Origin of the sequence: Sorangium sp. So ce693, assembly GCF_051521375.1 — a bacterium.
Lineage (GTDB): Bacteria > Myxococcota_A > Polyangia > Polyangiales > Polyangiaceae > Sorangium > Sorangium atrum.
The window spans coordinates 8238530-8261445 of record NZ_CP150347.1 but is presented as its reverse complement, the minus strand read 5'-3'; the positions used below and the strand labels follow the sequence as shown (position 1 = coordinate 8261445).

The following is a 22916-nucleotide window of genomic DNA, read 5'->3' as shown; positions in this document are numbered from 1 at the left end:
ATCTTCATACGGCAGCCGGCGCAGAGCGAGACAAGGGGCGCGTCGGCGTGCCGCGGGCACACCTCGCCCTCCGGGCGTTGATCTGGCCCGGGATGTTGTCGCGATGCGCTACGCGGCGTCGCCGAGCGCCTTGTGGCGCAGGACGGTGTTCTTCCAGTACGGCGGTCCCCGGTCGGGTGAGCGACCAGGAACGTCGGTCGGCTCGCCGAGCGCGGAGAGGAAGCGGGCGATGCTGCTTGGCTCGGTCACCATGGCGGCTCTCGCGCACCCTGCCGTAAATTACCAGCGGTAGTGCTGCCCTCACGGTGGAAAGATGCCGACAGCCTGGAGCGATCTCCGGCGTGGGTTGCTTCATTTCGAGAATCGGCGCGTGCCTTGTTGCGAGAACGACCTTTCTCGCCCTATTCTTCGACGATGATGCATTCGAGCCGACGCCACTTTGGTCGCCAAGCGTTGATGAGCATGCTGCTGCTCGCCGTAGCCGGTGTCGAGCGGAGCGCCCGGGCGGACGGGGTGGTACCCCTGGAATTGACGGCAAAGCTCGTTGAAATTCCCTCCAAAATGCCCCCCGATGACCTGTACGATTACGCCTACGTGATGCGCTACCAGGTCCAGGGCGGGCCGCTCGACAAGCAGTTCATCCTTGTCGCGCACTACAAGCCGCTCGTGCCGCGCTCCAAGATCAAGGACAAGATGAAGGAGCAGGTCGGCGGCAAGCTGCGCAGCTTCAACCAAGGCGACGTTCACCAGATGAAACTGACGGCTGATCTGAAAGCCATCTGGAAAGGTGCACTCGTAGACGAATATGCTGCTACGGATCGCGGGAGCGTTCGCTATTGGTGCCTCCAGGTCGACCCAGCTTGACCTCGCGCTTGGGAGAAACTCGATTGAACTTCAGACGACTACGTGTCCCGGGCGCCTGGCTGGTCACATGTGGTTTGGCCGCGGTCGCCAGCTTCCCGTTCATTGCGGCCGAGCGCGCGGCTCGGCAAAACGATGTGCGAGTGGCCCGCCTGGAGGCGACTCTCGGCGAGCGAGGCGGCGCGCTCGCCGAGCTCGGACCAGCGCTGTCTTTACGAGTTTCACGGTTGGAAGGCCTGCTCTCGAGCTGGGAGACGATCGGCGGCTGCGGGGCCGGTAGCTCCACGGGCGCGGGGGGCGGAATCAAGTGGATCGGCCACAGCGTGACCGGGGGGCTATTCGAGCAGCAGACACTCGGCACGTACACTCACCTGGACGACGGCTACAACCTCAGCCTCAGCCCTCAAGTCTCGCGTAATTTGAACGAGAAATGGAATGTGGGGCTCGTGGTTCCGCTGCTCTACAAGTACTACCGCGACTACTACGGCCTGCCCGTGGACATCTCGAACTCCGGCGTGGGTGACGTCGCGGGGTTCGTCACGCGGCGCTTCGGCGAGATCAACTCCACCAGCCTGACGTTGCAGGTCGGTGTCCCGACCGGCGTGCACGACGCCCAGTACAAGAACGACTATCTCACGCAGGAAAAGCAGCTTGGCCTTGGCAAGGTGAGCGGCAGCCTGACGCTCGACCATACGATCGACAAGACGTGGGGGCTGATCGTGCTGGGCGGCTCGTTCGGCTACCGCGGCGGGGAAAACGAGCTGGGCAACTACCGCGCACCGGCGGCCGCGATCTACGGCTACTCGGGCTATTTCTGGGGGCCGCTGGTGCCGTCGCTCGGCCTGTCGCTGTCGCACTTCTTCGGTGCGGATCGTGACCGTGGGCTTGACCAGGAGGTGCAGCTGTGGGCAGTCACCGGCACGCTCGCCGTGGAGTGGTCGAACGCCTGGCTGGCGATCCTGGGGGGCGTGTCGCTGCCGCTCGGCTGGGACAAGCGCGGAGTCGTCGACGGCGCCGAGAGCAGCAGCCAGGGCGCGAGCCTGCAACCGTGGACGGCAGGCATCGGCTTCACCGTCTCACCGTTCTGAGAAGTGGTCATGTTGCCCGTCGCCGCCCTGCTCCGCCATCGCACGCCGCTCGTCGCGGCGTTGCTCGGCCTGGGTGCGGCCTCGACGGGGCTCGCGCCTTCGGCCGACGGTGACATCTGGTGGCATCTCGCGGCAGGTCGCGAAATGGTCGCTCGGCGTGGGCTCCTGTTCACCGATCCCTTCTCGGTCAGCGCGCAAGGGCGTGCCTGGGTCGACGTGCACTGGCTTTTTCAGCTCGCGGTGTACGCGGTGCACCAGGCGGTCGGCCTCGTCGGTCTTGTTCTGGTCAAGTGCGCGCTGATCGGCCTGGGCGCGGGCTTCCTCTACTTCGCGCTCGAAGCGCGGCGCGGCTCGTGGGCGAGGGGGCTCCTCGTGACGTCGCTGGTCGGCGGGCTCCTGGCGGCTCGCTCGCTCTTGCTCGTCCGGCCCGTGATAGGCACGCTCGTCCTGCTCGCGTTCTTCTGGTTCGCGCTCGAGCGCTTTCGGCGCGACGGCCGGGTCCGGCACCTGCTGCTATTGCCCTTGGCGCAGCTGGTCTGGGCGAATTTCCAGGGCCTTTCGGCGCTTGGCCCCGCGGTGATCGCGGCGTACGCGGTGGCGGCGCTCGGCTGGGCGAGCTTTGGCCAGACGCGTGCGTGGCCGTTTGCGCGCGAACACGCCGGTGCGCTGGCACCGTGGGCGCGGGTACAGCAGCTGTTCGCGACGCTAGGGGGGTGTTTGCTGGCGACGTGTCTCACGCCGTTTGGCTTGCGCGGCGCAGCGTTGCCGGCGCTGCTGCTCGGGCGCTTGTTGCCCGGCGAGCACCAGGTCTTCGCCCACGACGTGGCGGAGAACCTGCCGCCCTTCGAGCTCGAACGCCTGTCAGACGGCGAGTTCTGGCACTTCAAATGGTGTTTGGCGCTGCTCGCTCTGTCCGTGCTCCTGGCCGGGCGCCGCTTGAGACTGAGCCATGCGCTGCTGCTGCTCGGCTTCGCCGGGCTGGCGCTGATGAGCAACCGCAACGTGCTCCTGCTGTACTGGGTCGGGGCGCCGATCTTCGCGGTCAATCTGGCCCCGGCGCTCCGGCGGCTTTGTGTCTCGAGCTTTCGCCGCGCGGGCGTGCGCGTGGCGGTGGGTCTCAACGCGGTGCTCCTGAGCGCGCTGCTGCTCGTCTCGGCGTCGGCGGCGGCGCGCGAGCCGCCGCTGGCGGATCCGAGCCCGTTCCGGGTGCCGGCCGAAAGCGCTGCGCGCCTCGACGCGCTGCCCGGGGGCGACGTCTTTGCGGCCGATCATCACGGAGGCTACCTGATCTGGCGGCTCTATCCGCGGTTTCGGCCGTACATTGACACCCGGCTCGTGTTGCGCACCGCCGACGAGTTTGCCGAATACCTGAGGCTCGCGGACGAGCCAGAGCGCTTCGAAGCGTTTCAGGCGCGCCATTCCTTCGCCTACGTGGTCTTGCCGGTGATGTTCCCCGAGCGCTACCAGCGCTTGATTGGCCACCTCTACGCGAGCGCTGATTGGAAGCTACTCTACACGGACGGCTCGGAGGTGCTGTTTGCTCGCCGCGACCTCACGCCCGGCGTCGCGGAGCAGCCGTTCCGTGAAGCCAGCGAGACGGACCGCACCTTGGTCCAGCTGGGGCAGCGCTTCGCGGATTCCCCAAAGGTGCACGCCGCGGCACGTCTGAGCCTGGCCACGTTGCACGGCGTGCTCGGTCAGTTCGAGCAAGCGGAGCGTACGCTCGCGAGCCTCGACACGCCGCAAGCCCGGGCCCTCGAAGCGCGTCTTCGCTTCGCGGCGGGTGAGCTCGATGCCGCCGAGCGGCTCGCCCGGCAGAGCCTGATTTCCCAGGACGACGACGTCGGGAGCCTGAACCTCATGGCGTTGATCGCCCTGCGAAGGGGCGAATCGGCGCAAGGCCTGGGCTTTCTACGGCGTGCCTTGCGCGTCCGGCCTTTCGACCCCGAAGCGAGGCGGATTCTGGTGAACTTGGAGGAGAGTCGACGATGAAACCACTTCTCAACGTGAGCCTGTCCAGGTCTCGGTGGGCGCTCGTTTCCTTGTTCGCGCTGATCGGCGGGCTCGCCTGCGGGGTCGCCGAGCATCCACACGACACGCAGTCCGTCGGGACGGGGGACGACTTCGGGCCTTCGAGCGGCGCTGGAGCGGGGACCACCACGGGTGGAGCTTCGGTCGGCGGTGCCATGACCGCGGCGAACGGGAGCGGTGGCGGCGGGAGCAGCGGGACCGGCGACGCGGGGTCCGGCGGTGGGCCGGCGCCTTCGGGCGTGACCATCAACCTTGGAGGCGTTGACGTCCCGAGGGAGCGCGCGATCGCCTTCATTCATATCGGTCACTCCAACATGGCCGGTCGCGCCACGAGGCCCCAGAGCTCACGCCCGTTCCATTTCACGGAGACCCATCCGCACGCCTTCATGTACCACCCTGGCTCGGCGCCGGAGCTCGCGATCGAGCCGAAAACCGCGGGTGACACCGACGCCGGCGGGCCGGGTACGGCGCTGGTCAAGGAAGCCGCGATGCTCGCGCCCGACAACTATTTCATCTCGCTCGGATTTGGGTGGCCCTCGGCCTACTGCTCCCAGTTCGTTCCGGGCGGCCTCTACTACGACAAGCTGATCGCCGCACCGAAGGCTATCAAGGGGCGGGTGACCTTCGGCGGTATCTTCATCTATCTCGGGATCACCGAGCGACACGGCACTGCCGCCGATCGCTCCGGTTTTCCCGAATGCATCAATACTCTCGTGACCGCCATTCGCAACGACGTCGGCGAGCCCACGCTGCCTGCATTGATGAACGACTACGAGGTGGAAGGCTCGGGCGAGTTCGTGGTCGGCGGCGCCGTGGCGACCGCCATCCGTCCCGAGATCGAAAGGTGCCCGAGCGTGGTGTCGAACTTCGCGCTCGTCTCGGCCGAGGGTCTGGGCATGCAAGACGACCATCACTTCAATCTGGACGGCCATCGCACCTGGGTGCAACGCGCGCTCGCGACGATGAAGGACAAGGGCTGGCGCCCGTGGGCCCCGTGAGCCGCTGAGATGGTCTTTTCCAGCCATATCTTCCTGTTCTACTTCTTGCCGCTGGTACTGGCCGCGTACTACGCCCTGCCGGGCCGGGCCCGCACGGCCCTCATCGCCGTGTCGAGCTACGTATTTTACGGCTGGGCGAACCCGAGCTGGGCCGTGATCATGTTCTTCGGATCGAGCGTCGACTACGTGTGCGGCCTCTTGCTTCTGAAGATGTCACGGCTGCCCGACGTCGACGGCTTGCCGCCCGTGATCGGCCCCGAGGTCGTGCGGACCCGCCAGATGAAGCTGGTGCTGGCGACGTCCATCGTCACCAACCTCGGGCTGCTCGCGGCGTTCAAATACACGGGCTTCGTCGCCGAGAACATCAACGCGCTTGGCGCGCTCTTCGGCAGCTCGACGCAGATCGTGCCGGTCTTGCACGTCGTTTTGCCGGTGGGCATCTCCTTTTACACGTTCAAGGCGATGAGCTACGCCATCGACGTGTACCGCGGTGACGCCCGACCGATGCGGCGCTTCACCGACTACATGTGTTTCGAGGCCTTCTTCCCCGACTTGGTGGCGGGCCCCATCATCCGTTATGCGGCGATCGAGGAGCAGATGCGCGTGCGCCAGCACACGCTCGAGAAGTTCGCGCGCGGCGTCGCGTTCTTCTCGCTGGGGATGGGTAAGAAGATTCTGCTGGCCAACCCGATGGGGCACATCGCCGATACGGCGTTCGCCGGTGGCGCCAAGCACTTCTACGACGCGTGGTTCGGGCTGGTAGCTTACGCATTCCAGATCTACTTCGATTTCTCCGGCTACTCAGACATGGCCGTGGGCTTGGCGCTGATGCTCGGCTTCGTGCTGATCCAGAACTTCGACTCACCCTACAAGTCGCGCAGCATCACGGAGTTCTGGCGGCGCTGGCATATCAGCCTGTCCACGTGGCTGCGCGACTATTTGTACATTCCGCTCGGTGGCAACCGCAAAGGCCCCCTGCGCACGTACGCCAACTTGATGGCTGTCATGTTGCTCGGCGGGCTCTGGCACGGTGCCAGCTGGAACTTCGTCATCTGGGGCGGCATCCACGGTGGCATGCTCGGGGTGGAGCGCAGGCTCGGTAAAGCTCACCCGCTGCGCCGCCTGCCACCTGCTGTCGGCGTCGCCTTCACCTTCTTGATCGTGTGTTTGTCGTGGGTGTTCTTCCGCGCCAAGACGCTCGAGCAGGCGGTGACCTACCTGGGCTCGCTGTTTGGGCTCGCCGCCGTTTCGCCGGCGGCGGACGTCGTGGCGGGCGCATTCCACCCGCGGTACTACGTGGGGCTATTCGCTTTGGCCGCGGTCGTGATCTTCGGCATGCCCAACAGCTGGGAGCTCACGCGGCGCTTGTCCTTGCCACGTACCGCGTTCGTGACGGCCACGATGGCGCTCGCGACGTTGATGATGTGGACGCAGACCATCAACCCGTTTCTGTACTTTCAGTTCTGAGGCCGCGCGATGCAAAGTACCTTGCCTCCCTCGTCCTCCGCCATCGAACGCAGCGGCGGTCCGACCGACCCCACAGGCGACGAGCAGCTGCGCCGCGGTATCATCGCGACCGACGTGAGTCGCGGCGCGGCCTGGCTGCTCACGCTGCTGTTTCTGGGGGCGATCTACGCTGTTCCGCTCGCGCAGGCCTACCTCGAGAAGAGCGAGGGTGAGGAATCGCCTCTCGCGGATCTGGTGCGCCGCCCACCGACGGCCGAGAACCTGCGTCAGCTCGAGAAGGGCATCGAGGATGCCTCGTACGTCAAGGCCTGGGTCCAGCCCCGCGTGCAGCTGCTGCTCACTCGTCTAGGTCGTGTGGGCAACAAGCTCGCGGTCGTCGGGCACGGCGGCTGGCTCTATTACACGCCCGGTGTGCTGCACGTCGGCGGGCCCGGATTCCTGGAGCCCGAGGTGCTGCGGGGCCGCGCCAGGGAAGCCCTCGACGCAGGCCAGGAGCCCATCCACCCGGATCCGCGACCCGCCATCTTCGCGTTCCAGCAAGCGCTCGCGCAACGCGGGATCCGCCTCGTGCTCCTGCCGATGCCGGACAAGGCTGGGATCGAGCCCGGTCCACTTCTTGGGCGTGATGGGCGCGTCGAAATGGCGCAGAATGTCGACTACGACCGCTTCTTGAGCGAGCTTCGAGCCGCCGGCGTGGCCGTGCTCGACGCGCGCCGCAGCGTGCCTGAGCCCCGTACCGAGCCGCTCTTCCTCGCTCAAGATACGCATTATACGCCCGGCTACATGGAGCGCATCGCCGCCGACCTCGGCCAGCTCGTGATCGGGCTTGGGGTATTGCCAGAGCTGGCCGAGAAGCCCGTGATGCGCGGCGTTCCGCAGCAGGCTTCGCGCGTCGGTGATCTGGTCGACATGCTCAAGCTGCCCGACGATCAGAGCCTGTTTCAACCGGAGAGCGTGGTCGTGCACCAGGTGCAGGACGCGGCCGGCACCCCCTGGGAGCCTGACGAGAGCGCCGACGTGCTCCTGCTCGGCGACAGCTTCACCAACATCTTCACGCTCGAGGGGATGGGCTGGGGCAATGCGTCGGGCCTGGCCCCGCACCTGGCCCTGGCGCTTGGTCGCCCCCTCGACGTGATCGCGCAGAACGACTCCGGCGCCTTCGCTACGCGCCAGGCGCTCGCGCGCGAGCTGAAGGCCGGCCAAGATCGCCTGGCGGGCAAGCGCGTGGTGGTCTGGGAGTTCGCTGCGCGCGAGCTGTCGGTCGGAGATTGGATTCCGCTGGATCTCCCGACTCCCGAGCCTGCGGGGGCTCCGTAGGATGCTGACAGCCCTGGTGACTGGCGCCGCCGGCGTGATGGGCGCCCGCTTGACGGCGCGGCTGCGCAAAGCGGGCTGGCAAGTGCGAGCGCTCGTGCTGCCCGGTGATCCGTTGCGAGCGCGCATCGATGCGCTGGGCTGCGACGTGCGCGAAGGCGACATCAGCGATCCGAACACATTGGCCGGCGTGTGTCGCGGCATCGACCTCGTCTACCACCTGGCCGCCATCATCATTACCCACGACCCCACGATGTTTCAGCGCGTCAACCGCGACGGCACGGCGCACCTCGTTGCGGAGGCGAGAAAAGCGGGGGTGCCGCACTTCGTGTACGTCTCGTCGGCCTCGGTCGTTTACCCCCGTCGCACGCGCTATGCCGAGTCCAAGCTCGAGGCCGAGCGTCTCGTCCAGGGCTCAGGGCTCACCTACACGATCGTGCGGCCCACGCTGGTTTACGAGCAGGGCGGCGGTCAGGAGCTCCTGATGTTCCTCGACTACTTGCGGCGGTTTCCGGTGGTGCCGTTCATCGGCGCCGGGGGCGCGCTCAAAAGGCCCGTTTGGTCCGAGGATATCGTCGACGGCCTCGTGCGGCTCGCCAATGCGCCGATCGCGCACGGCAAGATCTACAACTTCAGCGGCGCGGAGGTGATCTCGATGCGCGAGCTCGCGGAGCTGCTGCTGCTTCATCACGATCGGCCTAGGCCCTTCTTGCACCTGCCGGTGTGGGCGTGCCGGGCGCTGGCAGCCGTGCTCCCCGTGTTCATGAAGCGGCCCCCGCTCACCTCGAGCGCGATAGCCGGCATCGTCAACGACGCCGATCTCGACCCGACCGAAGCCATGAACGACCTCGGCTACGCGCCGCTCGGCGTGCGCGCTGGGTTGCGTCACTGTTTCCCTTCACCCGCCGTCGAGGCGGCCACCCTCGCACCCCGCGCGAGTGGAGCTCGCGAAAGGACAAATTAGATGAGCCTGCGTTTCCCACTGCGGCAAATTGGTACTCTGTGCTGCTCGGCTGTGCTCGGATGCTCGGCCTTTTCGGGCGAGCCCCCGAAGGGTGCCGACGAAGCCCCGCCCGCGGAGGACGTCGCGCTGATGCGCGAGGTCGGCGGAAAGGCCAACGGCACCATCGTCTGGTCCAGCTCCCGCGTGGGCAATCACGACCTGTTCACGATGAAGACGGACGGCTCGGACGTCAAACAGATCACCAAGGGCGACGAGGTCGACTGGTTCCCGAGGTACTCTCCGAGCGGCGAGCAGATCCTGTTTTGCCGCAGCAAACAAGGCTGGGTGAGCGAACGCGACGCCAACACCAGCGACAAATGGGACATCTACACGATCAAGCCGGACGGCTCCGAGCCGAAGAAGGTCGTCGAGAGCGCGAGCTGGGGTAGCTGGATTTCGGAGGATGAGATCCTGTTCGTACGCGGCACGAAGGTCTTTCGCAGCAAGCTCGGCAGCGGCGCAGAGACGCAGTTGATGGACAGCGAGGGCGTATCCGAGCTGGACGGCGCTTTGCTACAGCAGCCGGAGCTTTCGAGTGACGGCAAGTACCTCGCCATCACGCTGCGCGGTTCGAAGCGCGAAACCGGCATCTGGAACATCGCCAAGAAGGCCTGGACCCAGACCGGGCTGGGCTGCCAGGTGAACTGGACGCCGGATCACACGGCCATCTACTGGGTTCACCCGACCGGGAACGGCGATAGCCGGGTGCTGCGCATGCCGATCGATGACGGCACGCCGCCGAAGGACGTCGACCTGGACAAGCTCCAGTTCATGGACTTGCCGGGTCGCCGCTCGCACGAGTACTTCCCGCAGCTGTCGCGCGATGGCAAATGGCTGGTCTGGGGCATCACCCAGCGCGGTCACGACCACGACACCGCCGACTACGAGATTTACCTGTGGGAGGTGGGCACGCCGCCCGAGAAGGCCGCGCGCCTCACCTACAACTCGGCCAATGATCGCTGGCCCGACGTCTTCATTCCGTCCGCCGGGAGCGGCTCACCGTGAGGGAAACGCGCATCGCGGTGGTCGGCGCGGGCGGCTTCATCGGCTCGCACCTGGTGCCGGCTTTGCTTGAACGCTTTGCCTGCCAGGTCGACGCCGTCGACGTGGATCTGACCAAGCTCGAGTGTTGGGACCCGCGCGTGCGGCGCATCGAGGCGCGCGTCGAGGCGCCGGGGCTCGTCGAGGACGTGACCGAGCGCTGTCAGGTCGTGATCTCGCTCACGGCGCTTTGCAACCCAGCCCAGTACTCGACCATCCCGCTGGAGGTCATCGACGCCAGCTTCACGCACCTGTTGCCGCTCGTGAAGCGCTGCGCGGAGCGCGCCGTGCGCTTGATTCATTTCTCGACCGCCGAGGTGTACGGGCGCACCGCGCTGGACGGGCAGGGGCTGCCGACCGCGCGTATGCACGAGGACGACTCGTGCTTCTTGCTCGGCCCGGTGGGGCGCGAGCGCTGGACGTATTCGTGCGCGAAGCAGCTGCTCGAGCGGGTGATCTGGGCGCACGGTCAGCACGGCGCGTTGCCGTTCACGATCGTTCGGCCCTTCAACACCATCGGCGCGCGCATGGACTTCCTGCCCGGCATCGACGGGGAGGGGACACCCCGCGTACTGGCCTGCTTCATGAGCGCGCTGCTGCGAGGGGAGCCTTTACCGCTCGTGGACGGCGGCGCGCAACGGCGGGCGTTCATGGACGTGAGCGACATGGTCGAAGCCGTGTGCCGCGTGCTCGAGCGGCCGAAGCAAAGTAGAGGCCAGATCTTCAACATCGGCAACCCGGACAATAACGTCAGTATCGCGGAGCTCGCTCGGCTGTTGGCCGACGCTTTCGCTGAGCGGTTACCCGAGCGCGCGCCTGCGCAGTTTCGCGCGGTGTCGGCCGCCGAGTTTTATGGCCCCGGCTACGACGACACGCAGGAACGCATCCCGGACGTTCAGAAAGCGCAGCGACTGCTCGGTTGGAAGCCCCAGCGACGCCTGGCCACCTCTTTGCCGCCGATCGTGCACGACTACGTCGAGCGCTACGGCGCTCGCGTCGCAGCGGCATCCTCGCTCTCCCAGCTCGCGAGCTCCGCATGAAGCTAACGGTCGTCATCCCTGCGTACAACGCTGCCCGGCACATCGAGTCGGTGCTGGAGCGCGTCGGCGGCTTGGCTTCGTCGGGGCCCACCCACGTGGTGGTCGTCGACGACGGCAGTCGCGACGACACGGCCCGTCGGGTCGAGCGCTACAGCTCGTCGGCGTTTCGCCTTAGCTTGCTCCGGCGGCCCAGCAACGGCGGTTACGGTGCGGCGATGAAGGACGGTCTGGCCAAGGCTCGCGCCGATGCGCCGGAGCTGGTCGCCTGCATCCACGCCGACGGTCAGTATGCGCCCGAGGCCTTGCCTGGGCTGATCGGGGAGCTCTCACGTCGCGGGCTCGATCTGCTGCAGGGCTCGCGCATCGCTGCAGGCACGGCCTTGCAGGGCGGTATGCCCATCTACAAGTACGTCGGCAATGCGCTGCTGAACCGCATCGAGAACCGGACGCTGTCGCTTTCGATGACTGACTACCACAGCGGCTATCTTCTCTATGGGCCGCGCGCGCTGGCGCTGCCGTTTCACGACTTGTCCGACAGCTTCGATTTCGATCTGGAGGTCATCGCCTCGGCGCGGGCACGTGGGCTTTCGGTCGGCGAGGCGCCGGTGCCCACGCACTACGGGGACGAGGTCTCGCACCTGAACCCGCTGACGTACGGGCTCCGGGTGCTTCGAGTGATGTGGAACTACCGTCGAGGTCGCTATGACGCAGCGTAAGCGCGCACTTGGGGTCTGGGGCTTGCTCGCCGCCGCATCGGCGCTCGGCATTGTTGCTTGTAACGCCGGGTCCGCGAAATTTCCCTGGGGTGATGCGAGAGCCGGCACGCGCGTCGAGCACGCTTACGTCCATACGCTGAACGAAGGCTATGCACGAACGCGCTCGCAGGTCTGGGTGCGTGAGGTGGCACGCCCGACGCGCGCCGCGCTCGACTACGCCGCCTATCACAGCAACTTCATGATCGCCGACCCGGAGCCAGAGACGCCCATGTCGGCTGCGGGCACGCCCGACACCTCGCACGCGTTCGCGGGTCAGCTCGAGCAGGGCAGCCTGACGAGCGATCTCGCGAAGACGCCGCTCTCGCCGGTCGAGCAGCAGCAAGCGTTGGCTTTCGCGCCGCTGTCGGAGTTCTTGCAAGCGCACAAGGTAGCGGGGGCCGAAGCGCTGGCCGAGGTTGGCTCAGCCGTGCGCAGCGAGCGGTGGGGCCTGCAGTTGCCGCCCGGCACCTCCGGCCAGCTCCTGAGCGAGGTGTTCGTTCATCAGGCCGCGTCGGGCGCAGTGGAGTTGTGGGCCAAGGTAGAGTTTCAGCCTTGGTTCAAGCCTTTTGCGGGCTCCGTCGATCAGGACGGGGACGGCTTTCCCGAGCTCTATGGCCGAGTGGCGCCTGGCGTCGTCACTCCCGTGCTTGTGGCTGCGATTCAGAAGGACTACGTCGCGCCAGTGCTGTCGCCGAGCGAGGTGAAGGCTTGGGCGAACCAACTCTCGTCGTATTGGTACCCGTCCTTCAACACCGATCTCATGCCGGTGGGAAAGAGCTTTCCCGACGCGCAGACCGAGCCTTACATCAAGCAAGAGCTGGGCGGGCGCGCCTTTCCGGCGCCGACCATCGTGCTGCGCGGCAAGCCGCAAGGCAAAGCCACGTACAACGTCTTTCTTGTGCGTGGCGAAGGCGCGGCGCTCGCGGCCGCTGCGCCCGCGAAGCCGGCGCTTCGGCTGAGCAAGACACGTCCGTCGCCGAACCCCGCGCCGGGGCTCGAGACGGTGCAGCGCGAGCTGGCCCAGGCGGGCGGCTCTTGGCCGACGTGGATGGCCAAGCTCAGGCCGACCCATGACGCCCTGAAAAAGCGGCTCAAAGGCATGCCGCCGAAGGTCAAGGCGCTGGCTGGGCGAGATGGCTTTCTGTTCTACCGCAACGACCTCGAATACGTCAGCGGTGGTGATCTCGAGCAGCAACGCAAGGGAAAGAACCCGCTGCCGGTGATCCTCGAGTTCAAGAAGCTGCTCGACGAGCAGGGGGTCGACTTCTTGTTCGTGCCGGTCCCGACGAAGCTCGAGGTGTATCCGGAGAAGCTGGACCCCGCTTTCACAGCGCTGTCGGGTCACGTCATCAATCCGGCTTTCCGCAAACTGATCGAGAGTCTCAGCAAGGAAGGCGTGGAGATCGTGGACCTGCTGCCGGCGTTCCTGCAGGCGAAGGTCACGAGCGCAGCGGAGCCGTTCCTGTTCCAGCGCCAGGACACGCACTGGACCGACCGTGGGCTGCGCTTGGCCGCAGACCTCCTGGCCACCCGCGTGAAGAAGTACCCCTGGTACGCCGAGCTCGCCAAGCAGAAGCGCGCTTACGACCTGCGCGAAACCAGCTTCACCCGCTTCGGCGATCTGCATTCGCGACTGCCGGAAGCTGAGCAGAAGAAATACGCGCCTGAGACGCTCGTGGCGCACCAGGTCGTCGCCGACGGCAAGCCGTACGACGACGACCCGGATAGCCCGGTCGTGCTCCTGGGCGACAGCTTCACCGCCGTCTATGAGCTGACGGACGCCGAGCACGCTGGCGTCTCGGCGCACGTCGCGCGTGGCATCGCGTATCCGCTCGACCTGGTCATGAGCTACGGCGGCGGCCCCAACGTGCGGCAAAAGCTGCTGCGCCGCAGCGTCGAGGCGCTCGGCACGAAGAAGCTGGTCATCTGGATGATGACGGCGCGTGATCTCTACAACTACTGGGAAGACTGGGAGCCGCTGAAGAAGCCATGAAGCGCCGCTCGCTCCTGCTCTTGCTCGCGGGCAGCGGCTGCTGGCGTGTTCCGCGTCGAGAGCTCGCGTTCGGCCGCGCCCTGATCGGCGTGGCCCGTGACACCGCGTTCGTCGACGAGAGTCAGGTGACCTGGAGCCTGACGGAGCTTTCGCGTCTCGTCGACGAGGCGGAGAACGCGCTCGCTTCGTCGCCCCAGCGCTCACCTGCTTCGGTGTTGAGTGAGCTCTTGTTCGGTCGTTGGAGCTTCGTGCGCGAAGTGGCCGACACGAATCTAGCCTTCGTGTGCCTGCCCGGCGTGCTGGAGCGCCGCCGCGGAAGCTGCGTTGGCCTTGGTACCTTGTTTCTCGCGCTGGCTGACGCGCTCGGCTATTCGGCGTCCGGGGTGATGATGCCTGGGCACTTCTACGTGCGGGTGCAGGAACAGGGCGGCGCGCGCAACGTGGAGCTGCTGCGCGCCGGTGAGGCGATGCCGGACGCGTGGTACGGCCAGCGCTTTCCGGTACCGGGCGGCTCGGCGCGCGAATACGCGCGTCCACTCAGCCAATCCGAGGTGCTGGGCGTCGTCGAATACAACGTCGGCAACGAACGGCGCCGGCAGCTACGGCTGACCGAAGCGCGAGCAGCCTTCATCCGCGCCACCGGCTTCTTTCCGGAGCTGTCCGAGGCCCACGCCAGCCTTGGCGCCGTCGAGCAGCTGCTCGGTAATCTCGAGAGCGCGGAGGCAAGCTACCGTCGCGCTTGCAACGCCAATCCGCACTTGCCCGGCATCGAGCAGAACCTTTCTCTCTTGGCAGCGGAGCGCACGACCGCGACGACTCCGCGGGCGTGCCCACTGCCGCCGAGCTACTGATTGGCAAGGCAATCTCGCTAGGGCGTGTCGGCAAAGCTGCTCGCGCCCCGAATCGTCGCTCGCCCTCCCTCGAGATCCTCCGTAAGTCCGTAAGTCCTCGCCCTGGCCCGTCCCCGGTGCGCCTGGCGTTCGTGTAAACGCGCGCGCGCGAGTGCCGCCGGCACATCGTTCGCGCACGAGTGCGCGTTCCCCTGCGGACGGGTGCGTATTCCGAAGGACGTGACGGCTCGTTCCGGAGCGACGCGACGGCCCGGTCCGGCGCGACGTGGAGCAACCCGATCATCTCGTCAGTGGAGAGTGGCTCCGTCGGCGGCGCCGCCGCCCTCTCTCTCAGCATCGCCGCCATCGCGTTGAGCTTCATCTCGATCAACTTCTGAATTGTCTCTTCCAAGATCACTCCTCTCCTCCTTGTCGAAGTACTCGGCGACGCGGAGGTTCTCGTGCGGCAGCGCTCCACGAGGCGGCGGCTCGACCAGCGGCGCGCGCTCGAGACCATGCTTCAGGATCGCGCTCACGCTCTTCGCGGTGGGGCTGCCGATGCGAAGCGCCCGCGCGCACGCGGCGTCCACGCGCTCGCGCCCGTACTTGTCCGCGAGGCGGATCACCCCGAGACACGTCCTGTATCCCGTCTCCGGGTGCGTGCGGTGGCTCATGACCGCGCGCGCGAGCTCGCCGACGTTCGGGCCGACCGTCTCGGCCCACGCGACCACCCGCTCCGGCGGCCACTTGCCGTAATCGCGATGAGCCCTGGGACGGTGCTCGTCGGCGATCACCGCCGCGGCTGCGCTTGCACTCGAACTTGAGCCTCAAAATCTCTCGAACCTTCCGCATCGATAGCCGCTCCGACATCGCGCCCATGTACGCGATGAGGCTGCGACCGCGATCGCCGCGTGCGGGCCGTCACCCCCGTCGGAAAGGTCCGTCACGTCCCTCGGAACGGCCGTCGCGCGTGTCGGAACGAGCCGTCACGTGCGTCGGAACGAGCCGTCGGGTGTGTCGGAACACCCCGTCGGGTGGCCCGGAACGCCCCGTCACGTCCCTTCGGAACGAGCCGTCACGTGCGCTCGGAATCGGCCGTCACGTCGGCCCGGAATACGCATTCTGTCAACCCAAGGCAGGTTCCGCGGTCGGTGCGTGACGCCTCCAAGGTGTTCAGGCTTTCTCCCCCCGTGCAATCATTGGGTGAGCACGATGCTGTCGACCAGGCCTGTGGTGTTGCTGACGGGCGTGCCGAGCAGGCACTCGATGACGCTGCCGAGATAGCTGATCCCGGATGTGACCTTGGTGGCAGAGTCTCCGGCGTAGCGCCCGGCGGTGACCGTCCCGGTAAATAGGGCGGTCTGGCCGACGACGGTGGGGGCCGCCCAGGTGATGGTGCTGGTGCCGCCGGTGGCATCGTTCCAGGTGACGGTCTCCGTCTCCGGCGGTCCCGCGGAGACGGGCACGCAGCCGAGGGACAGCGTGATGGAGGCGGCGCCGGTCGCGCTGGGGCCGATCAGGCACGTGTCGTAGTCGAAGGCTTCGGTCACCGTGACGGTCTGCGGGGTGACGGTGACGGCCGGGCTGAACGATCGGTTGAAGTCGCCCACGCATTGAACGTCGATGACCGCTGCGCGCGCGGGCGCGGCGAGGGTGAAGCAAACCGGGACTGCGGCGGCCATGAGGGTGGCAATGGTGAGCTGAGCGATTCGGAGATGGTTGATCTTCGCATTGCGGAGCATAGGTCATCCCTCCTGTGAGAATCGGGGAGAGCAGCGCGCCAAACGTGCACGCTCATGGCGCCCTGCGAACGCAGGGCGGCACCCTACGCCTCGGCGCCGCCGCGATCAAGGCGCCGAGGCCAGCGCTCACCGACGCGTTGTACGATCCTGGCCACGCGTCGTCGGGGAAGGCGAGCTGCTGCAATATCTGCGCACGGAGCTTGCTCCCGTCCCTTGAAGGCCGGCTGGACCAGCGGTGTGGCGCCGTCCGGAGCGGAACTGCGTTCGGGCACCTGGGTCGGTTCAGCGATGTGCTGAGCGTCCTGTCGGCTATGCACAACGTCGCCCTCTGTGCAACATGCGAGATGGCGCCTCCCCACGCACGTGAATCACAGATGTGAATCACACTGTGAATCGCGTGGGCCGGCGAATTTTCCGATTTACGTGACTCGCCCGGTCCGTACTATACAGGCGGGCACTTCTCCATCGTTCTCGACAGCGGTCCGAAGTCGTTCACGTCAGTGAGGGGCGCGCTCCGCGGCTGAGACATACAGGCAGCAGTGCCGGCAGCGGAGCGCGGCTGGGCCCCAGGCTGTTCGTGCCCGGTACCGCGGCGTGCGCGATACCGGGCAAACGGCCCTGATATGGCGATATCCCCTGGTTTCAGCGCGATCTCAGCGCGGGAGCCGGTGGCTCGTGCGGCGGCGCGCGCGAGACGCAGCGCGAACGGCGCGCAGGGGCCTGCCTCGACATCACCTCCGCCTGCGGCGCCTTCACGCTGGCATCGGTCTTGAACTGTTGAAGTGCGTGACCTGAGGTTGCTCCAGCCAGCGCAGGCTCCGCAGCGCGCGGCACACCCCATCTGAACGAAAACAGAGGACAAGACATGCTCCATCGCAAGAGCTCTCTTCTCGGCTATCTGGCGATCCCTGCTTTCTCCACCCTGCTGGTCGCGAGCTGCACCAGCGCCGGCCCCTCCGTGACCGGCGGCGATCACGACGACGAGGCCGTGGGCGAAGCTCATGACGCGCTCACCCCCGAGCAGTGCAACTACTTCGACGTCAACGGTACGGTCAAGATCTGCCACAAGACGGGCTCCACGAAGCATCCGTACACGATCATTCGCGTCAGCGAGCAGGCGTGCATCGACGCGCACAGCGCCCACGCCGGCGATTATGTCACCAGCCTCGACCCGAGCTCGCCGCTCTACGACCCGACCTGCAGCGGCGAGGGCTGCCTGCCTGTGAACGCGCCGTGCGACCCCACGGTGCCGTGCTGTGACGGCCTCACCTGCCAGAGCGGCACGTGCACCGATGTGAACGAGTGCGCCCTGGGCGCCGACAACTGCGACGCGAACGCGGCGTGCACCAACACGCCGGGCTCCTTCACGTGCGCTTGCAACGCGGGGTACTCCGGCGACGGCGTGACCTGCACCGACGTCGACGAGTGCGCCTTGGGCACCGACAACTGCGACGCGAACGCGGCGTGCATCAACACGTCGGGCTCCTTCACCTGCGCCTGCAACGCGGGGTACGAGGGCGACGGCGTGACGTGCACCGACATCGACGAGTGCGCCGGAAGCCCGTGCCAGAACGGCGGGACCTGCACCGACGGCATCAACAGCTACACCTGCGCGTGCTTGCCCGGCTACACAGGCGCCAGCTGCGAGACCGACATCGACGAGTGCGCGTCCAACCCGTGCCAGAACGGCGGGGCCTGCACCGACGGCATCAACAGCTACACCTGCGCGTGCTTGCCCACCTACGAGGGGACCAACTGCGAGGCGTGCGAAGGCAGCCTCGCGGACTGCAACGGGCTCACGTCCGACGGCTGCGAGGTGAACCTCCAGAGCGACGCCGCCCACTGCAACGCCTGCAACAGCGCGTGCGGGTCGGGGCAAATCTGCTCGAACGGTGGCTGCCAGACCCCGCCCTCCGGCCAGGTCCCCGGCACGCCGATCAACGCCTCCGTCCCCCACAACCCGCTGGCCCCGGCGGTCGCCGATGTGAATGGCGACGGCAAGCTCGACGTCCTGGTGGCCAACGGCGAATCCGGGGCGCTGCTGTTCCCCTCCGGGTCGCTCTCCGTGTTCCACGGCAACGGCGACGCGACCGTCCAGCCGGAGCTCTACTCCACGGGCGCCCCGCTCTCCAGCAACGCGGTCGTGGCGGTGGACGTGGACGGCGACGGGTGGCTCGACGCCGTCACGGTCAACGGTCAGACCAACCAGCTCCTCATCAACGGCAGCATCAGCGTCTACCGGAACCTGGGCCCGAGCGCGCCCGGAACCTTCGGCGCGCCGACGACCTTCACCACTGGCACCCCGGGCTCCGTCCACCTCTGCACCGGGGACTTCGACGGCGATGGGAGGGCCGACATCGCCACCACCAGCGTGACCCTGAGTCAGGTGAGCGTGATCTTCGGCACCGGCACGGGCAGCTTCGGTGCGCCCACGCTCATCGCCATCGCGGGCACCGGGGGCGTCCAGTCGAGCATCGCCTGCCGCGATCTGAACGGCGACGCCTTCACCGATCTCGTGGTGACGAGCCCCGCCTCCGCACGCCTCTCGATCCTCATCAACCAGGGCAACGGCTCGTTCGCCGCGCCGGTCGCCTACACCAACGCCGTCAACGGCCAGACGGCGGGCATCGCCTTCGGCGACGCCGACGGGGACGGCAAGCTCGACATCCTCTCGAACGGCGCGGCCGGCCGGTACCTCTTCTTCTTCAAGGGGAACGGTAACGGCACTTTCGCGAGCGGCGTTCAGTCCGCCGCCGCGCCGACCACGAGCGCCAACTCGGCGCTGGGGGTCGTGGCCAATGACTTCAACGGCGATGGGAAGCTCGACGCTTACATCCTGGTCACCACCGCCTCGGGCGGCGTCCGCCCGATGACCGGCAACGGCAACGGGACCTTCGTCGCGGGCCCGGTCGTCCCGACCGGCACCTCGCCCGGCCCCAACGCCATCGCCGCCGCGGATCTGGACGCCGATGGGTACGACGATCTCGTCCTGACCAACAGGGGATCCGGCACCCTCACCGTGATCCCCAACGGACTCTGACCCGCCTCTTCGCCCTTTTTCATTTACGTGGCTCGCCTGGTTGGAGCATCCTACGTGAGCTGAAAACGCTCCACCGACGGCGGATCGTACGCAGTCCTTCCGCACGATGAGGGGCGCGCTCTGCAGCTGAGGCATTCACGCAGCAGCAGCAGTAGCAGCGGAGCGCGCCTGGTCCCGGGGGCTTGGACGACTTGACGTCTCTCCAGCCAGCGCAGGCTCGACATCGCGCGGCATCCCCCCGGCTTCAACAAAAAACAGAGGACAAACCATGAGCTATCGCAAGAGCTCTCTTTTCAGCTGTCTGGCGATCCCGGCATTCTCCAGCCTGCTGCTCGCGAGCTGCACAAGCGCCGGCCCCTCCGTGGCCGACGGCGATGACGACGAGGACGCCTGCCAGAGCGGCACATGCACCGATGTGAACGAGTGCGCCCTGGGCACCGACAACTGCGACGCGAACGCGGCGTGCACCGACACGCCGGGCTCCTTCACCTGCGCTTGCAACGCGGGGTACGAGGGCGATGGCGTGACGTGCACCGATGTCGACGAGTGCGCCCTGGGCACGGACGACTGCGACGCGAACGCTACATGCACCGATACGTCGGGCTCCTTCACCTGCGCTTGCAACGCAGGGTACGAGGGCGACGGCGTGACCTGCACCGACGTCGACGAGTGCTCCCTGGGCACCGACGACTGCGACGCGAACGCGGCGTGCACCGACACGGCGGGCTCCTTCACCTGTGCCTGCAACGCAGGGTACTCCGGCGACGGCGTGACGTGCACCGACGTCGACGAGTGCGCCCTGGGCACCGACGACTGCGACGCGAACGCTACATGCATCGATGCGTCGGGCTCCTTCACCTGCGCTTGCAACGCAGGGTACGAGGGCGACGGCGTGACCTGCACCGACATCGACGAGTGCGCCGAAAGCCCATGCCAGAACGGCGGGACCTGCATCGACGGCATCAACGGCTACACCTGCGCGTGCTTGCCCGGTTTCACCGGCGACAACTGCGAGACCGACATCGACGAGTGCGCCGAAAGCCCGTGCCAGAACGGCGGGACCTGCGTCGACGGCCTCAACAGCTACACCTGTGAGTGCTTGCCCACCTACGAGGGGACCAGCTGCGAGGCGTGCGAAGGCAGCCTCGCGGACTGCAACGGGCTCACGTCCGACGGCTGCGAGGTGAACCTCCAGAGCGACGCCTCCCACTGCAACGCCTGCGACAGCGCGTGCGCGGCGGGTCAGATCTGCTCGAACGGTGGCTGCCAGGACCCGCCCTCCGGCCAGGTCCCCGGCACACCGGTCAGCGTTTCCGCGCCCCACAGCCCGCTGGCTCCCGCGGTCGCCGATGTGAATAACGACGGTGAGCTCGACATCCTCGTGGCCAACGCCGAATCCGGGTCGTCGACGACCCCCTCCGGGTCGCTCTCCGTGTTTCACGGCAACGGCGACGCGACCGTCCAGCCGGAGCTCTACACCACGGGCGCCCCGCTCTCCAGCAACGCGGTCGTGGCGGTGGACGTGGACGGCGACGGGTGGCTCGACGCCGTCACCGTCGACGGCCAGACCAACCTGCCCACCAGCAACGGGAGCATCAGCGTCTACCGAAACCTGGGCCCGAGCGCGCCCGGGACCTTCGGCGCGCCGACGAGCTTCACCACCGGAACCCCGGGCTCCGTCCACCTCTGCGCCGCGGACTTCGATCTCGACGGGGCGGCCGACATCGCCACCACCAGCGTGGCCCTGAATCAGGTGAGCGTGATCATGGGCACCGGCGGGGGCAGCTTCGGCGCGCCCACGCTCATCTCCATCGCGGCCACCGGGGGCGTCCAGTCGAGCATCGCCTGCCGCGATCTGAACGGCGACGCCTTCACCGATCTCGTGGTGACGAGCCCCGCCTCCGCACGCCTCTCGATCCTCATCAACCAGGGCAACGGCTCGTTCGCCGCGCCGGCCGCCTATACCAACTCCGCCAACGGCCAGACGGCGGGCATCGCCTTTGGCGACGCCGACGGGGACGGCAAGCTCGACATCCTCTCGAACGGCGCGGCCGGCCGGTACCTCTTCTTCTTCAGAGGGAACGGCGACGGCACGTTCGCGAGCGGCGTTCAGTCCACCGCGTCGTCCAGCGCGATCGCCAACTCGGCGCTGGGGGTCGTGGCCAGTGATTTCAACGGCGATGGGAAGCTCGACGCCTACATCCTGGTCACCACGTCATCGGGCGGCGTCCGCCCGATGACCGGCAACGGCAACGGGACCTTCAGCGCGGGCCCGGTCGTCCCGACCGGCGCCGCGCCCGGCCCCAACGCCATCGCCGTCGCGGACCTGGATGGCGATGGGTACGACGATCTCGTCCTGACCAACACGGGATCCGGCACCCTCACCGTGATCCCCAACGGACTCTGACCCGCCTTTATGGGCTCGCCTTCGCGCGGCGGCCGGTGAAGGTGTCGGAGGCGATGGGATCGCCGGTGTCGGTCGAAGGGTCGAGCGGATCTTCCCCGTCCTCGAAGGTGCGCACGACGAGGGAGCCGGCGATCTCGTCGCATCCCTGACCGACCGTGTCGAGCACGATATCGATCCGGGCCGTCGTCATCAGGGTGTTGTCCTCGTCGTAGACGAAGGCGAACAGGGCGCCTCGAGCGCCGTCGTGGCCGACCTTCTCCCAGCTCCCCTGCTGGTTGGAGAAGTTGTAGAGGGGCTGTGTCGAGGTGGTCCCGAAGAAGGACCCGTCGGCCGCGAACGTCCAGAAATCCCTGGCACCGCCCCCTTCCGAGATCAGGTAGGTCCCGGCGCATCTGGAAGGGAAGCCGCCGGCCAGGGTGGGCGCCGGCCGGACGGCGAGCCCGAGGGCCGCGAGCGGGAGCAGCGAGAGAGCAAATAGAAGCTTTTTTCGCATACGTTTCGATCCTTTCCACGGATCGGTGCGCGTGCTCTCGGCGCGTCCTCGCGCCAGGGCGCCGCGACAGGTCCGTTAAACGAGCGTGGAGAAACTCTCTCTTATCTCATGGCAGCGACGCCGCCGGAAGCGCTTTCGGTGCGGAGAGCTAGGGCGCGGACGACCGATGGTAGAGATGCCCATTCAGGTACGCGCAATCGAACGCCGTGGTCGGCGTGGCGGCGGGATCGAGCGGGTCGACGCCCGTGGCGAAGATCTTGCCCTGGCAGCTCGCCGTGAACGTCTCCTTGTTGGGTGCGAACACCAGGACGTAGTCGACGACGGCGATCCCGGAGAACGCGGGCGCTGCGCCGGTCAGATCGAAGTTGAGGTTGAGCATGCGCACGGAGATCGTATGGTTCCCCGAGCGCCTCCAGGAGCCCAGGCTGTCGCTGAACGTGAACCCGCCGGCGCCGAACGTGACCTGATCCGAGAGGGTCATCCCGGCCGTGCCGTCCCGGTGAAGGTGCATGATCTCCGCGCGATCCGGGAGGCTCGCCACGTAGGTCCCGGCGAAGTCCGTGCCCTCCGCGAGAGCGCCCCCGGCGCCGGCGAAAAGCCCTCCGGTCGCTGCGGCGAGCGCCGTGGCTGCAAGATGGATTCGAGAGATACGCATCGCTGAACGCTCCTTTGTATTGAAATGTTCATTCAATCATGTCCGTGCATCGGCTGTCGATGGGCAGTGAAGGAGCACGGAACCCGGGATCTCGGGATCAGGGCCTGGCCGAGCAGCGAGGGGAGGGGGAGGCCCGGCCTGCGTCTCGCGGAGCGGGG

Annotated in this window: 19 protein-coding genes; 14 read left to right on the top strand and 5 right to left on the bottom strand. The window is 67.1% G+C overall.

The window, feature by feature from the left end; genetic code table 11:
- Positions 1–108: 108 nt before the first annotated feature.
- Positions 109–252: a hypothetical protein gene (locus WMF14_RS30530; RefSeq protein WP_272094423.1), complete on the bottom strand. Its 144-nt coding sequence runs from the start codon at positions 250–252 to the stop codon at positions 109–111.
- A 210-nt stretch (positions 253–462) separates the two neighbouring features.
- On the opposite strand from WMF14_RS30530, the gene WMF14_RS30525 reads away from it, so the two are divergent.
- Genes WMF14_RS30525 through WMF14_RS30470 form a run of 12 tightly spaced genes read left to right on the top strand, consistent with a single transcriptional unit; the run spans position 463 to position 14442 of the window.
- On the top strand, positions 463–864 hold the full coding sequence (locus tag WMF14_RS30525) for a hypothetical protein (RefSeq protein ID WP_437791840.1): 402 nt from the start codon (positions 463–465) through the stop codon (positions 862–864).
- Between the two features lie 23 nt (positions 865–887).
- Positions 888–1949 carry a hypothetical protein gene (locus tag WMF14_RS30520; RefSeq protein WP_437791837.1) on the top strand — a complete coding sequence of 354 codons (1062 nt, stop codon included), beginning with the start codon at positions 888–890 and terminating at the stop codon, positions 1947–1949.
- A gap of 9 nt (positions 1950–1958) precedes the next feature.
- Positions 1959–3941 (top strand): tetratricopeptide repeat protein, encoded by a 1983-nt coding sequence (locus tag WMF14_RS30515; protein ID WP_437791834.1) that lies wholly within the window; start codon positions 1959–1961, stop codon positions 3939–3941.
- Positions 3942–3991: 50 nt separating this feature from the next.
- Positions 3992–4978: a sialate O-acetylesterase gene (locus WMF14_RS30510; RefSeq protein ID WP_437791832.1), complete on the top strand. Its 987-nt coding sequence runs from the start codon at positions 3992–3994 to the stop codon at positions 4976–4978.
- A gap of 9 nt (positions 4979–4987) precedes the next feature.
- Positions 4988–6445, top strand: a complete 1458-nt coding sequence (locus WMF14_RS30505; RefSeq protein WP_437791829.1) for an MBOAT family O-acyltransferase — start codon at positions 4988–4990, stop codon at positions 6443–6445.
- Positions 6446–6454: 9 nt separating this feature from the next.
- Positions 6455–7762, top strand: a complete 1308-nt coding sequence (locus tag WMF14_RS30500) for an alginate O-acetyltransferase AlgX-related protein (protein WP_437791826.1) — start codon at positions 6455–6457, stop codon at positions 7760–7762.
- A 1-nt stretch (position 7763) separates the two neighbouring features.
- Positions 7764–8723, top strand: coding sequence for an NAD-dependent epimerase/dehydratase family protein (locus WMF14_RS30495; protein ID WP_437791823.1), 960 nt, complete (start codon positions 7764–7766; stop codon positions 8721–8723).
- Entirely contained in the window at positions 8724–9767 is a 1044-nt protein-coding gene (locus WMF14_RS30490) for a hypothetical protein (RefSeq protein WP_437791820.1), read from the top strand. It abuts the gene before it with no gap.
- Entirely contained in the window at positions 9764–10843 is a 1080-nt protein-coding gene (locus WMF14_RS30485; RefSeq protein WP_437791819.1) for an NAD-dependent epimerase/dehydratase family protein, read from the top strand. Before WMF14_RS30490 ends, WMF14_RS30485 begins: the two co-directional genes overlap by 4 nt.
- Positions 10840–11559, top strand: a complete 720-nt coding sequence (locus WMF14_RS30480; protein ID WP_437791817.1) for a glycosyltransferase family 2 protein — start codon at positions 10840–10842, stop codon at positions 11557–11559. The genes WMF14_RS30485 and WMF14_RS30480 overlap by 4 nt, the downstream gene beginning before the upstream one ends.
- Positions 11546–13591, top strand: coding sequence for an alginate O-acetyltransferase AlgX-related protein (locus WMF14_RS30475; RefSeq protein ID WP_437791814.1), 2046 nt, complete (start codon positions 11546–11548; stop codon positions 13589–13591). Before WMF14_RS30480 ends, WMF14_RS30475 begins: the two co-directional genes overlap by 14 nt.
- Positions 13588–14442: a transglutaminase family protein gene (locus tag WMF14_RS30470; RefSeq protein ID WP_437791811.1), complete on the top strand. Its 855-nt coding sequence runs from the start codon at positions 13588–13590 to the stop codon at positions 14440–14442. Before WMF14_RS30475 ends, WMF14_RS30470 begins: the two co-directional genes overlap by 4 nt.
- Positions 14443–14729: 287 nt before the next feature.
- Here WMF14_RS30470 and WMF14_RS30465 read toward each other — a convergent pair whose 3' ends face one another.
- Entirely contained in the window at positions 14730–15215 is a 486-nt protein-coding gene (locus WMF14_RS30465; protein WP_437791809.1) for a hypothetical protein, read from the bottom strand.
- Between the two features lie 402 nt (positions 15216–15617).
- Positions 15618–16163, bottom strand: coding sequence for a hypothetical protein (locus tag WMF14_RS30460; RefSeq protein ID WP_437791807.1), 546 nt, complete (start codon positions 16161–16163; stop codon positions 15618–15620).
- Between the two features lie 865 nt (positions 16164–17028).
- Between WMF14_RS30460 and WMF14_RS30455 the strand changes: the two genes are divergently transcribed.
- Together WMF14_RS30455 and WMF14_RS30450 are read left to right on the top strand one after the other, a co-directional pair.
- A complete protein-coding gene (locus WMF14_RS30455) occupies positions 17029–19203 on the top strand; it encodes an FG-GAP-like repeat-containing protein (RefSeq protein WP_437791806.1) in 2175 nt (724 codons plus the stop codon).
- 268 nt (positions 19204–19471) lie between these two features.
- The gene (locus WMF14_RS30450) at positions 19472–21610 is read left to right on the top strand and encodes an FG-GAP-like repeat-containing protein (protein WP_437791803.1); all 2139 of its coding nucleotides are present in this window, start codon (positions 19472–19474) and stop codon (positions 21608–21610) included.
- A 7-nt stretch (positions 21611–21617) separates the two neighbouring features.
- On the opposite strand, the gene WMF14_RS30445 is transcribed toward WMF14_RS30450, so the two are convergent.
- On the bottom strand, positions 21618–22103 hold the full coding sequence (locus WMF14_RS30445; RefSeq protein ID WP_437791801.1) for a hypothetical protein: 486 nt from the start codon (positions 22101–22103) through the stop codon (positions 21618–21620).
- 148 nt (positions 22104–22251) lie between these two features.
- Positions 22252–22758, bottom strand: a complete 507-nt coding sequence (locus tag WMF14_RS30440) for a hypothetical protein (RefSeq protein ID WP_437791798.1) — start codon at positions 22756–22758, stop codon at positions 22252–22254.
- Positions 22759–22916: the final 158 nt, after the last annotated feature.